This is a genomic window from Paracraurococcus ruber (genome assembly GCF_004353985.1).
Taxonomy (GTDB): domain Bacteria; phylum Pseudomonadota; class Alphaproteobacteria; order Acetobacterales; family Acetobacteraceae; genus Paracraurococcus; species Paracraurococcus ruber.
The window spans coordinates 1-11,749 of sequence record NZ_SMOA01000180.1 but is presented as its reverse complement, the minus strand read 5'-3'; the positions used below and the strand labels follow the sequence as shown (position 1 = coordinate 11,749).

Annotated in this window: 12 protein-coding genes; 8 read left to right on the top strand and 4 right to left on the bottom strand. The window is 71.6% G+C overall.

Annotated elements, in window-relative coordinates; all coding sequences use genetic code 11:
• The coding region (locus tag E2C05_RS34770; protein ID WP_240046840.1) for a cold-shock protein at positions 1 to 394 on the top strand (394 nt) is incomplete at its 5' end.
• Between the two features lie 397 nt (positions 395 to 791).
• Here the strand turns inward: E2C05_RS34770 and E2C05_RS34070 are convergent.
• A complete protein-coding gene (locus E2C05_RS34070) occupies positions 792 to 2,687 on the bottom strand; it encodes a right-handed parallel beta-helix repeat-containing protein (RefSeq protein ID WP_192912509.1) in 1,896 nt (631 codons plus the stop codon).
• A gap of 378 nt (positions 2,688 to 3,065) precedes the next feature.
• Positions 3,066 to 3,362, bottom strand: coding sequence for a hypothetical protein (locus tag E2C05_RS22910; protein WP_133221971.1), 297 nt, complete (start codon positions 3,360 to 3,362; stop codon positions 3,066 to 3,068).
• A 150-nt stretch (positions 3,363 to 3,512) separates the two neighbouring features.
• Here E2C05_RS22910 and E2C05_RS22905 point away from each other — a divergent pair, with 150 nt between their 5' ends.
• Genes E2C05_RS22905 through E2C05_RS22890 form a run of 4 tightly spaced genes read left to right on the top strand, consistent with a single transcriptional unit; the run spans position 3,513 to position 8,504 of the window.
• Positions 3,513 to 3,731: a hypothetical protein gene (locus tag E2C05_RS22905; protein WP_133221970.1), complete on the top strand. Its 219-nt coding sequence runs from the start codon at positions 3,513 to 3,515 to the stop codon at positions 3,729 to 3,731.
• A gap of 11 nt (positions 3,732 to 3,742) precedes the next feature.
• Positions 3,743 to 6,715 carry a formate dehydrogenase subunit alpha gene (locus tag E2C05_RS22900; protein WP_133221969.1) on the top strand — a complete coding sequence of 991 codons (2,973 nt, stop codon included), beginning with the start codon at positions 3,743 to 3,745 and terminating at the stop codon, positions 6,713 to 6,715.
• A 2-nt stretch (positions 6,716 to 6,717) separates the two neighbouring features.
• Positions 6,718 to 7,314: a formate dehydrogenase FDH3 subunit beta gene (gene fdh3B / locus E2C05_RS22895; RefSeq protein WP_133221968.1), complete on the top strand. Its 597-nt coding sequence runs from the start codon at positions 6,718 to 6,720 to the stop codon at positions 7,312 to 7,314.
• The gene (locus E2C05_RS22890) at positions 7,311 to 8,504 is read left to right on the top strand and encodes a formate dehydrogenase subunit gamma (RefSeq protein ID WP_133221967.1); all 1,194 of its coding nucleotides are present in this window, start codon (positions 7,311 to 7,313) and stop codon (positions 8,502 to 8,504) included. Before fdh3B ends, E2C05_RS22890 begins: the two co-directional genes overlap by 4 nt.
• Positions 8,505 to 8,534: 30 nt before the next feature.
• On the opposite strand, the gene E2C05_RS35190 is transcribed toward E2C05_RS22890, so the two are convergent.
• Entirely contained in the window at positions 8,535 to 9,068 is a 534-nt protein-coding gene (locus E2C05_RS35190) for a hypothetical protein (RefSeq protein ID WP_133221966.1), read from the bottom strand.
• 351 nt (positions 9,069 to 9,419) lie between these two features.
• Between E2C05_RS35190 and E2C05_RS22880 the strand changes: the two genes are divergently transcribed.
• The gene (locus E2C05_RS22880) at positions 9,420 to 9,758 is read left to right on the top strand and encodes a hypothetical protein (RefSeq protein ID WP_133221965.1); all 339 of its coding nucleotides are present in this window, start codon (positions 9,420 to 9,422) and stop codon (positions 9,756 to 9,758) included.
• Positions 9,759 to 9,766: 8 nt separating this feature from the next.
• Here E2C05_RS22880 and E2C05_RS22875 read toward each other — a convergent pair whose 3' ends face one another.
• Positions 9,767 to 10,267 carry a TIGR00645 family protein gene (locus tag E2C05_RS22875; RefSeq protein WP_133221964.1) on the bottom strand — a complete coding sequence of 167 codons (501 nt, stop codon included), beginning with the start codon at positions 10,265 to 10,267 and terminating at the stop codon, positions 9,767 to 9,769.
• A gap of 155 nt (positions 10,268 to 10,422) precedes the next feature.
• On the opposite strand from E2C05_RS22875, the gene E2C05_RS22870 reads away from it, so the two are divergent.
• Together E2C05_RS22870 and E2C05_RS22865 are read left to right on the top strand one after the other, a co-directional pair.
• A complete protein-coding gene (locus E2C05_RS22870; RefSeq protein ID WP_133221963.1) occupies positions 10,423 to 10,791 on the top strand; it encodes a RidA family protein in 369 nt (122 codons plus the stop codon).
• Between the two features lie 2 nt (positions 10,792 to 10,793).
• Positions 10,794 to 11,749, top strand: a 956-nt coding sequence (locus E2C05_RS22865) for a potassium channel family protein (RefSeq protein ID WP_240046842.1), incomplete at its 3' end; no start/stop codon positions are given.

Sequence of the window (11,749 nt, the reverse complement as noted above, 5' to 3'; positions counted from 1 at the left end):
CTTCGGCGGCGGTGGCGGCTTCGGCGACCGGCCGCCGCGGCGCGATTTCGGTGGCGGCGGCGGCTTCGGCGATCGTCCGCCGCGGCGCGATTTCGGCGGCGGTGGCGGCGGCTTCGGCGCGCCCCGGTCCGGCGGCTTCGGCGACCGGCCGCCGCGGCGTGACTTCGGCGACCGCGATGCCGGCGGCCCGACCTATGAGGTCAGCGGCACGGTGAAGTGGTTCGACCAGGTGCGCGGCTTCGGCTTCGTGACGCCCGAGGATGGCGGGCAGGATGTCTTCCTGCATTCCTCCGTGCTGCAGCGGGCCGGCCGGCAGGATGTGCAGCAAGGCGAGAAGGTCTCGCTCGATGTCCGCGACGGGCAGCGCGGCCGGCAGGCGGTCAACCTGAAATAGGCTCCGTCCCGGCCGGGAACGCATGGTGCAGGGCCTCGGCGGTTGCCGCCGGGGCCCTTTCTGCGTCCGGGGGATGTCATGCCGGCGGCCCTTGCGGCCGCCGGATCCGCTCCGGCCGGCAGGATGGCTTGGCCGCCACGACGACGGCCATGGCTGCTTGCGCCTTCATCCGAACCTGCAGGCAGCGCCAGGGCACTGACCGGAGAGCGGGCGCATGCGGCGTGCGGTTCATGCCGCGCCGCGATCCGCTCCGCCTCGGTGGGACCGACTTGCATTCGCCCGCCAGGCCCATGGCGGCCAGCCGCCATGCAGGCCGCCATGGGCCCTGGCGGGCTGCCGCCACCCCGACACTGCGCGCCATGCCTGGCGCGAAGCCCGGGATGCCGGCATGCCGGCTTCAGGCGAAGACCATGTCCCGGGCCGACAGCGCGGCCGCATGCGCGAGGAAGACGCTGTCCCCCGCCGCATCATAGGTGACCAGCAGCCCGGCCACCCCGCCCTCGGTCGCCGCCTTGGTCGAGATGTCGGCGGCGGTCAGGCCGGCGAAGCGCAGGCGGTCGCTGCCGGCGGTGAAATCCTCGAACACCGCATGGCCGGCGCCACGCTGCAGCACCAGGGTGTCGGCGCCGGCGCCGCCGGTGAACTCCAGGCCGCCCTTGCCGGCATAGATGACATCCGCGCCGCCGCCGGCCGCCACCGTCGCGGCGCCGTCGCCGGCATGCACCAGCAGCCGCACCATGGCGTCGCCGGTGACGCTGGCCGTCCCGGACCCGAGGGTGATGTCGGCGGTGGAGTAGCGCCCGTCATAGGCGGCATTCCACAGGCTGCCATTGCCGGTGGCGTCGAAGCCGGCGAGGGTGGAGGCGCCGGCGGCCGTCACATGCACCGTGTCATGGCCGCCGCCGGTGCGGATCGCCATGGTGTTGTCGTTGCCCGCGGCATTGCTGCCGGCGACCCAGGTGATGGTGTCGTCGCCATTGCCGGCGATGAGCGCGCCGTTCTTGGCGCCGACCACCAGCAGGTCGAGCGGTGTCGTGCCCGCCGCGTGCAGGTCGATGCGGACGCGGGTGAAGTTGTCATAGGCAAGATGCGTGGCGAAATTCGGGTCCCAGCTGCCCGGCGCGACCTGCGCGGCCGGGACGCTGCCCCAGGGCGCCTTGGCGGCCAGGGTGTGGTAGTCCGCGCCGCCATAGGTCCGATGGCCGTCCCACACCGCGCTGGCCTGGGTCCAGGCGCCCTCGGTGCCGTAGCTGCCCGGCGGTGCGATGTCGCCGCCGCCCGGCGTGCCGCCGCCCGCGCCGGTGCCGCCGCCACCGCCCGCGCCGGTGCCACCGGTGCTGCCGCCCCCGGTGCCGCCATCGGTGCCGGTGGGTGCCGTGCCCCAGGGATGGCGCTGGTCCAGCGCCGGCTCGCGGCCCAGATGCGTGCTGCCGGTCACGTTGGCCGGCCCGCTGGCGAATTGCGCGTCCGTCAGGCCCCAGATCCTGGTGCCGCTGATGCTCGCGGCCGTCGTGGTCTTGTTCCAGACGGCATGCGCGCTGACGGAGCCGAGGTCGTTCAGCACCGTGTTGTTCGTCATCTGCAGCCGGTTGTCGGCCCAGAGGCCGCCTTCCTCGCCGAAGGCGACGATGTTCGGGTTCTGCGATGCGGCGCCCTGCTGGATGGTGTTGCCGGTCAGCACGGCATGGCCGCCATTTGGCAGGTCGATGCTGTAGCTGGCGCTGCCGCCATTGTCGAAGATGCGGCTGTTGGTGATGGTGGTGGCGGCGGCGCGGCTCTTGATCTCGTGCCCCACCACGGCGTCGTGGAAGTAGCTGTCGGCGATGTTCAGCGCCGCGATCTTCCCGACATAGAGATTGTGGGTGTAGCCGTCGCCGGCGCCGTTATGCGCGAATTCGGTGTTGCGAATGTCGATGACGCCATTGGCATAGGTGCCGCCCAGCAGCCCGTCCTGGTTGTCGTGGAAATAGCTGTTGGTGATGGTCAGGTGGCCGCCCTGGTAGCGGATGCCGGCGCCATTGCCGTCCTTCACCTTGGTGCCCGAGAATTCGAAATGGTCGATGGTGACGTCGGTATTGGTGACAAGGATCGCCTTGCCGTTGGGCGGCGGCACGGTGGCCGCCAGATGCACCATGCCGCCGACGCCCTGCAGCGTGATCTTCGTGCGGATCTCGGCGAAGTCATTCGTGTAGGTGCCGGCCTGCACCTGGATGACGTCCCCGTCGCGGGACGCGGCGACGGCAGCGGCGATGGTGGCGTATTGCTTTCCGGAACCAACGGTAATGGTAGTCACGCGTTTCTCCCGCACAACCAGTGCGTGTCCGGCTTAGCGGAATTGCATGCGGCGTGCCGGACTTGGAATCTTAAATGGTTGCAAGCTTATGCCTCTGCATGGGCAAAGACGGCATGCGCGCCGGCTCCGGTCCGGCGGAATCGGTGCCGTCCGGCCCATGCGATGCGCGGTGATGCGGTCTCGCCACGCTGCCGGGGCAGGATGCCGACAGGCGCGACCCCGCCATGCAGGCGCGACGACTCGCATGGCCAAAGCCGGGCCTCGCGCGGGAATTCTCCGGAGAGGCGCGGCATGTGACGCCGCGCCGCGACGCCGAGCGACGGCGGCGTGACATCCGGATCGGGGCATCCGGATGAAGGAACGCTTCGCCGCGCCCGTTCAGCGCTGCGCCGGCGGGTCGGCCTGGCCGGGCGGCGGCAGGGGCGTGTTGGCGGTGGTGTGCGGCGCGGTGCTGGCGCCGCCGCCGCCCGGATCCTGCCGCGGCTGGCCATCCTTGGCGACCGTTGCCGGCGGCACGGGCGGGCCGCCCGGCGGCGCGGGCTGCGGCTGCGGCTGGGTCACGCCCTGGGTCGGCGCGGTGCCCTGGGCCAGGGTCGTCCCCGGATGGGCCAGGGGGGCACAGGCCAGCGTCAGCCCCAGCGCGGTCACGATCCTCGCATGCCGCGGCATGACCATGGTCCTTCCTGATGCGGTGGCGCCGCAACGCCGCGGGGCGGTGCCGGTTTGCCGCGCGGAAAAGCGGCGCGGGCCATGCATCCAAGATGGCGACACCGCGTTCGCGCTTCACTCCGGGGTGGGTCTTTTCCCGGGCGAGGATGGATGGCGATGGCTCGTGAGACGGATCGGGACGGCAGGGCACCGGCGCGGCGCGGCTTCCTCGGCGCATTGGGGCTGGCCGCCGTGGCGGGGCCGGCCGCAGCGATCGAGGCCGAAGGCGGCACCGGCGGCCTGCCACCCCAGAAGGAGAGCGAGGCGGAGAAGCGCAAGCCGCGCTACCGCGAGACCGACCATGTGCGGGCCTTCTACCGCACCAACCGCTACTGAGGGCCGCCGCGATGCTGACCAAGCGGAGCACCGGCCAGGCGGCGCGGCAGAGGCTGGCGGCGACCTATCAGGGCCTGTCCGCCGGCGGGCATGACCGCCGCGGCTTCCTGCGGCAGGCGGGGCTGGGCGGTGCCGGGCTGGCGGCGCTCGGCGCCCTGGGTCCCGGGTTGAGCCGGGCGCAGACGCCGTCCAGGGACGCGCCTTCCACCGTGGTGCAGGACGGCCCGGTGCCGATCACCCGCATCAAGAATGTCTGCACCCATTGCTCGGTCGGCTGCAGCGTGATCGCCGAGGTGCAGAACGGCGTCTGGACCGGGCAGGAACCGGCCTTCGAATCGCCCATCAACCGCGGCACGCATTGCGCCAAGGGTGCCAGCGTGCGGGAACTGACGCATGGCGACCGTCGGCTGAAATACCCGATGAAGCTGGTGGACGGGCAGTGGCGGCGCCTGTCCTGGGACCAGGCGATGGCGGAGATCAGCGCCAAGCTGCTGGAGATCCGGCAGCGGAGCACGCCGGAGGCGGTGTTCTGGCTGGGCAGCGCCAAATTCACCAACGAGGCCGCCTACCTGTTCCGCAAATTCGGCGCCTTCTGGGGCACCAACAACACCGACCACCAGGCGCGCATCTGCCACAGCACCACGGTGGCCGGCGTCGCCAACACCTTCGGCTACGGCGCCCAGACCAACAGCTACAACGACATCCGCAATTCGAAGACGATGATCGTGATGGGCGGCAACCCCGCCGAGTCGCACCCCATCGCCACCCAGCACATCCTGGCGGGGCGGGAGCTGAACCGGTCGAATTTCTTCGTCGTCGATCCGCGCTTCACCCGCACGGCCGCCCACGCCACCGACTATGTCCGCATCCGCCCGGGCACCGACATTCCCATCATTTGGGGCATGCTCTGGCACATCTTCGAGAATGGCTGGGAAGACAAGGAGTTCATCGCCCAGCGCGTCCACGGCATGGACGAGATCCGGCGCGAGGTGACGAAGTGGCACCCGCGGGAGGTGGAGCGGGTGACCGGCGTGCCGGAGGCGCAGCTGAAGCGCATGGCGCAGGTCTTCGCCACGCAGAAGCCGGCGACGCTGATCTGGTGCATGGGCGCGACGCAGAAGACGGTGGGCACGGCGAATGTCCGCGCCTTCAGCATCCTCTGCATGGCCACCGGCAACGTGGGCAAGTCCGGCACGGGCTGCAACATCTTCCGCGGCCACACCAACGTGCAGGGCGCGACCGACATGGGTCTCGATATCACGACCCTGCCGGCCTATTACGGCCTGGACGAGGCCGCCTGGCGCCACTGGTGCCGCGTCTGGCAGGTGGACTACGACTGGATGGTCTCCCGCTTCGACTCGAAGAAGCTGATGGAGACGCCCGGCATCCCGAGCACCCGCTGGTTCGACGCGGTGGTGCTGCCGCGCGATCAGGTCGAGCAGCCGAGCAACTTCAAAGCCCTGGTCATCATGGGCCATGGCGGCAACACCGTCACGCGCATGCCGGAGGCGGTGAAGGCCATGGAGCAGCTGGAGCTGCTGGTGGTCTGCGACCCGGTGCCGACCAGCTATGCGTCCATGTCCAACCGGCGGAACGGCACCTACCTGCTGCCGATCTGCACCAGCTTCGAGACGGTGGGCAGCCGCACCGCCTCCAACCGCTCGCTGCAATGGGGCGAGAAGGTCGTGGACCCGATCTTCGAGAGCCGCAACGACTACGACGTCATGTACGACCTGGCGAGGCGGCTCGGTTTCGCCGACCAGCTCTTCAAGAACATCAAGGTCGAGAACGGCCAGGTGGTGGTCGAGGACATCCTGCGGGAGATCAACCGCGGCGCCTGGGCGCTGGGCTATACCGGCCAGTCGCCGGAACGGCTGCGGCTGCACATGGCGAACCAGCAGCATTTCGACATCACCACGCTGCGCGGCGCCAAGGGATCCCCGGTGGAGGGGGAGGTCTATGGCCTGCCCTGGCCCTGCTGGGGCACGCCGGAGATGAAGCATCCCGGCACCCATATCCTCTACGACACCTCGCTGCATGTGAAGGAAGGCGGCGGCACCTTCCGCGCCCGCTTCGGGGTGGAGCGCAACGGCCAGACCCTGCTGGCCGAAGGGTCCTGGTCGAAGGGGTCGGAAATCCAGGACGGCTATCCGGAGTTCACCGTCGCCGTCCTCCGGCGACTCGGCTGGTTCGACGAGCTGACCGAGCACGAGAAGGAGTCGATCCGCCGCGTCGGCGGGGAGACTATCGACCGCGTCTCCTGGTCCACCGACCTGTCGGGCGGCATCATCCGCGTCGCCATGGCGCATGGCTGCGTGCCCTATGGCAATGCCAAGGCTCGCGCCGTCGCCTGGAACCTGCCGGACCCGGTGCCGATGCACCGGGAGCCGATCTACACCCCGCGTACCGACCTGATCCCGACGCCGGACCAGGCGGCGGTCATGGCGGCGAACCCGGATGCGCCGGCGCCCGCCGGCACCTACCCGACGCTGCGCGACCGCCGCGGCTTCCGCATGCCGCATCTCGGCCTCACCGTGCAGATGCGCTCGCACACCGTCGCGCGCGACTTCCCCATCGTGCTCACCAGCGGCCGCCTGGTGGAATACGAGGGCGGCGGCGAGGAGACGCGGTCCAACCGCTGGCTGGCCGAGCTGCAGCAGGACATGTTCGTCGAGATCAACACCGCCGATGCCGCCGAGCGCGGCATCCGCAATGCGCAGTTCGTCTGGGTGCTGGGGCCGGAGAGCAACAGCCGCATCAGGGTCAAGGCGATGGTCACCGACCGGGTGGGCAAGGGCGTCGCCTTCATGCCCTACCATTTCGGCGGCTGGTGGCAGGGCGAGGACCGGCGGCGGCACTACCCGCCGGGCAGCGACCCGATCGTGCTGGGGGAGAGCGCCAACACCGTCACCACTTATGGCTACGACCCGGTGACCTTCATGCAGGAGACCAAGGTCACGCTCTGCCAGATCCGGAGCGCGTGACCATGGCACGCTTGAAATTCCTCTGCGACAGCGACCGCTGCATCGAGTGCAATGCCTGCGTCACCGCCTGCAAGAACGAGCACGAGGTGCCCTGGGGCATCAACCGCCGGCGCGTCGTCACGCTGAACGACGGCAGGCCGGGGGAGCGCAGCATCTCCATGGCCTGCATGCACTGCACGGATGCGCCCTGCGCCGCGGTCTGCCCGGTCTCCTGCTTCTACGGCACCGCGGATGCGTTGGTGCTGCACGACAAGGACCTGTGCATCGGCTGCGGCTACTGCTTCTACGCCTGTCCCTTCGGCGCGCCGCAATACCCGCGCATCGGCAATTTCGGCGGCCGCGGCAAGATGGACAAGTGCACCTACTGCGCCGGCGGCCCGCAGCAGGACAACACGCCGGTGGAGTACCTGCAGTACGGCAGCAACCGGATCGCGGAAGGCAAGCTGCCGCTCTGCGCCGAGATGTGCTCGACCAAGGCACTGCTGGCGGGCGACGGCGACATCATCGCCAGCATCTACCGCGAGAGGGTGCAGCAGCGTGGCTACGGCTCCGGCGCCTGGGGCTGGCGCACCGCCTACAAGCAGGAGCTGTCGGCATGACGGCGTTTCCGTCGGCGGCCCTGGCCGCCATGCTCGCCTTCGGCGGCACCGCCATGGCGCAGCAGCAGGCGCCCGGCCTCGCCGCCGGGGCGCCCGAGGTGCAGTCGGCCGCGCCCGAGGTCGGCGCCGGCCGCGGCGGCGCGAATGGCCAGCAGCCCGAAGCCTCGGAGCGGCATTCCGCCACCGGCCATCCCCCGGGCGGCGACCGGGAGGCGATCGCGCCGCGGCCGCCCGTGCCGGTCGCGCCCATCACCGCGCCGCCGCCGATGACCGCGCGCGGCGGCGCCGATGCGGCGGAGGCGGAGCTGCAGCACGCGCTGCGCGGCGGCGTGATCCAAGGCATGGTCAGCATCCCCAACCAGGCCGCCGGCATCCTGATCCAGCCGGAAGGGCGGGACTGGCGCGAGTTCCGCACCCGCATCCTGACCATCGCCGGGGCCGTCCTGGTCCTCGGCATGCTCGGGCTGCTCGCCCTGCTCTACCTGTGGAAGGGGCCGCAGCGGATCGAAGCCGGCCGGTCCGGCCGCAGCGTCGAACGCTACGGCGTGCTGGAGCGGGTCAATCACTGGATGGTCGCTTCCAGCTTCGTCCTTCTCGGCCTCACCGGGCTGAACATCACCTTCGGCGTCCATCTGCTGCGGCCGCTGCTGGGGCCGGAGAATTTCACCGCCCTGACGCTCGGCAGCCAGGCGGTGCACCACTTCGTCGCCTTCCCCTTCACCCTTGGCCTGCTGGTGATGGGCGCCATCTGGGCGCGGGACAACCTGCCGACCTGGGTGGACGTCGCGTGGGTGAAGGCGGGCGGGCCGCTGGCCAAGGGGCACCCGCCGGCCGGCCGCTTCAACGCCGCGCAGAAGGCGCTCTACTGGTTCGTGCTGGGCGGCGGCCTGCTGGCCGCGGCGAGTGGCTTCCTGCTGCTGGCCCCCGCCATCCTCGACAACATCAGCCTGCTGCAGGTCGCGCATATCGTGCATGCCGGCATGGCGATGCTGATGATCGCCGCCATCCTGGTGCATATCTATGTCGGCAGCATCGGCGCCGAGGGCGCCTTCGAGGCCATGGCGACCGGCCGCGTGGACTACAACTACGCGCGCGAGCACAACGGGCTCTGGCTGGAGGAGAAGGTGCAGGATGCGCACCGGGCCGCCGCCGCATCGCCCGCCGTGGCCCGCGCGGCCGGCGCCGATTGATCGGACGCGGCGGGCGGGCGCCCGGCATGCTCAGCCCGCCGCGCTGCGGATGCGGTCGAGATGCAGGTCGGCCTTCGCGCCCCAGCCCTCGACGCCCTCCGCCACCTCCGGCCGGAAGGCCTCGTAGAGCCGGAAGCCGATGCGGTTCAGCTCCTCCGGCGCGAAGCCGGCCGCCAGGGCCTCCATCGCCGCCCGCACTTCGGCCAGGTGCGGGCCGAAGGCGCGGGCCACATAGGCCTCGACCGCCGCTGGCCTCGCCGGCCGCCCCGCCGCGTCGGCCGCCAGCAGGGTCCCCGCCTCCTCGGTCACCGCGACCTCCCGCCCCAGCAGCCGCAGGGCCTGAGCGGGCGTGGCCTGGCCGGGCGTGGCAGGCCCGGGCCGCGGCTCCTCCACCCGGGTTTCCGCCAGGCCCAGCCGCCGGGCCTTGGCGCGGGCGGCGGTGCCGGCGACGGCGCTGGCCAGGCTGAAGGCGGTGGCCGGCGGGTGGCCCAGCCGCCCGGCCACCACCGCGGCCCAGAGGGTGAGGACGGGCGCGCGGTTCACGCGGATGGGGCGCTGGGTCATGCCGGCATCCTGCCCGGTTCGCGGCGCCCCCGGCCGGCGACGGCAAGGAATTCGCCATTGTTTGAGGAGATGATCGTCCGGCCCCTCGCGCCGGCGGCCGGGCGTTCGTGTCGGTCCTACGACAAATTGCGGGGTGCCTGCCGGGCGGGCCGGGCGTTGAGGGTGCAGGGGCAAGGCGCCGCCGCGGCGGGACCGCCATTCATGGCGGTGCTGCGGCAGGTGCATGTCGGATTCCGGGCCGGGGCGGCTATGCCGCGCCGACGCCGCCCGGGTGTGGCGGGAATGGGGGGTTAAGGTCGTGGCGCGAGGCAGTTCGGGGGTACGGGGGTCGCAGCGGCCAGGGTGGCCGGCATGACGCCCGACCTCTGGCCCGGCGCGGCCGGTGCCCATGGCAGTTTCATCTCCGGCATCGGGGAACGCGCGGCGATCGAGGACCTGGCCGGCCTGCGCATCGGCACGCCGCTGCGGCTCCGCCGGTCCCGCCGTCCGACCCGTGGCTGTTCCTTCGAGGTGGTGACGGCCGAGGGGCGGCCGCTCGGCTGGCTCCCGCGCGAGGATGAGGACGCGCTGGAGGCCTACGGCCAGAACCCGGAGGCCGCCGAGGTCCGAGTCACCGGCATCGTCCCGGCCTTCCAGCGCCCGCGGGTGCAGATCGAGCTGGCCTGGCCGGAAACCGCCGCGGCGGGCTGACCCGGCCGCTACTTCTCCTTCGCCTTGCGGCCGATCCAGTCCTGCACGCCCAGCAGCACGGCGCCGACGACGAAGACCATGTGGATGATCACCTGCCAGAACACGGCGTGTTCGGGATAGGTCTCCACCTTCAGGAAGACCTGCAGCAGGTGGATGGAGGAGATGGCGACGATTGCCGTCGCCACCTTGATCTTCAGGTTGCCGTGGTCGGTCTGCGACACCCAGCGCAGGTCATCCTCCGGCTCGTTCCGCTGCAGCCGGGCAACCATGCTGTCGAAGCTGGCCAGCGCGACGATCACGACCAGGGACGCGACCAGCGCGGCATCCACCAGGTGCAGCACGGCCAGCAGGAATTCCTCCTCCGGCAGCGTCGTCACCTCCGCCGCCAGCTTCCAGAGCTTGTACAGGAAGCGGATGGCATAGAGGCCGAGCGAGGCGACCAGGCCAAGGAAGAAGACGGCCAGCAGGTAGCGGCTGGCGAGCATGGTGCGCGCAAGGATGGGCAGCATCGGGTCCCCCGGCGGGCCGGTTGCGGTGCGGCGGGGCGGCCGCCCGCGCGATATGGTGCAACCGCCACCGGTCCGGCAAGCCACCGTTCGGGGCTGCCCGCGCGCGCCGGGCGGGCTATCACGGATGCGCGGGGACTCGACAGGGGGGGCGGGCGATGGCGATCCGGCGGCTGGCGGAGGAGGGCAGGCTCTCCGGCGCGGTGGTGCATGGCGGCGTGGTGTACCTGGCCGGCCAGGTGGCCGACGACGCCACGCTGGATGCCGAAGGGCAGACGGCCGACATCCTGGCGCAGATCGACGCCCTCTTGGCCGAGGCCGGGACCAGCAAGCGCCACCTGCTCTCGGTCACCGTGGTCCTGGCCGATATCCGCGACGCGCCGGCGATGAACCGCGCCTGGGACCGCTGGCTTGACCCGGCGGCCAAGCCGGCGCGGATGACCATCCAGGCGCCGCTGGTCGATCCCGCCTGGCGGGTCGAGATCACCGGCATCGCGGCGCTCGGCCCCGGCGCGCCGGCCGCGTGACCATGCCGGGCCGGCCGCGCCGGCGGCGGGCGCCCAAGGGCTTCGGCACCGCGCTCGGCCTCTCGGTCGCGCTGATGCTCCTGGTGGCCGGCGGCATCGCCGACCGCGGCGGCAGCCTGCCCCTGGTGGTGCTGGGCGGGGCGGCGCTGGCGGTGGGCGTGCTGTACCTGATCTACCCGCACGGGCCGCAATTCGCCCTCGGCACCGCCAATGGCCTGGCGATGTATGCCTGCCTCTTCGCCGTGCTGGGACGGGCCGGCTTCCCGGACGCGCCGCCCCTGGCCCGCGGCATCGCCTTCCTGCTGCCGGTCGGCGCCTTCGTCCTGGCCTGCTGGGCGCGGCGCGGCGTGCTGCGCGCCTGGGCGCAGGGGGAGGAGGCGGCGGACATCGCGCATCTGCCGCGCTTCGCCCGCTGGCTGGTGGCGGTGGGCGCCGTCGGGGTGGTCTCGCTCTCCGCCCCGGTGAACCGGCTGGACCCGGCGGCGCAGGGCCTGGCGCTGCTGGCCGCCATGACGGTGATCGCGGTGATCAGCGTGGTCTCGGTGGCCGATGTGGTGCGGCTGCTGGTGGATGTCGCCGTCATCTTCCGCGCCGTCACCCTGCGGCTGTCCAGGCTGGCGGTGCCCATCGCCGCCTTCTCCTCGCTCTGGGCGCTGCTGGTGGTGATCTTCGGCGCGCTCTACCGGATCGCCGACGGGCTGTCGGGCCATCCGCTGTTCCACGGACCGGCCGGGCCGATGCGGCTCGACTTCTCGGATGCGCTGCATTTCAGCGTCGTGACCCTGTCCTCGGTCGGCTATGGCGACATCCAGCCGGAGGATGACGGGATCCGGGTGCTGGCCAGCATCCAGATGCTGTTCGCCCAGCTGCTGCTGCTGTTCGGCTTCTACGAGATCATGCGCGGCAGCCGCGCCGGCGGGGCGGAGGCGGCGCGGCCGCCGGCCGCCGCGGCGCCGGG

Excerpts from the sequence above, each read along its gene's own strand:
- E2C05_RS22910 (WP_133221971.1), bottom strand. The coding sequence starts at position 3,362 with ATGGTCATGCCGCGGCATGCGAGGATCGTGACCGCGCTGGGGCTGACG.
- E2C05_RS22905 (WP_133221970.1), top strand. The coding sequence starts at position 3,513 with ATGGCTCGTGAGACGGATCGGGACGGCAGGGCACCGGCGCGGCGCGGC.
- E2C05_RS22900 (WP_133221969.1), top strand. The coding sequence starts at position 3,743 with ATGCTGACCAAGCGGAGCACCGGCCAGGCGGCGCGGCAGAGGCTGGCG.
- fdh3B (WP_133221968.1), top strand. The coding sequence starts at position 6,718 with ATGGCACGCTTGAAATTCCTCTGCGACAGCGACCGCTGCATCGAGTGC.
- E2C05_RS22890 (WP_133221967.1), top strand. The coding sequence starts at position 7,311 with ATGACGGCGTTTCCGTCGGCGGCCCTGGCCGCCATGCTCGCCTTCGGC.
- E2C05_RS35190 (WP_133221966.1), bottom strand. The coding sequence starts at position 9,068 with ATGACCCAGCGCCCCATCCGCGTGAACCGCGCGCCCGTCCTCACCCTC.
- E2C05_RS22880 (WP_133221965.1), top strand. The coding sequence starts at position 9,420 with ATGACGCCCGACCTCTGGCCCGGCGCGGCCGGTGCCCATGGCAGTTTC.
- E2C05_RS22875 (WP_133221964.1), bottom strand. The coding sequence starts at position 10,267 with ATGCTGCCCATCCTTGCGCGCACCATGCTCGCCAGCCGCTACCTGCTG.
- E2C05_RS22870 (WP_133221963.1), top strand. The coding sequence starts at position 10,423 with ATGGCGATCCGGCGGCTGGCGGAGGAGGGCAGGCTCTCCGGCGCGGTG.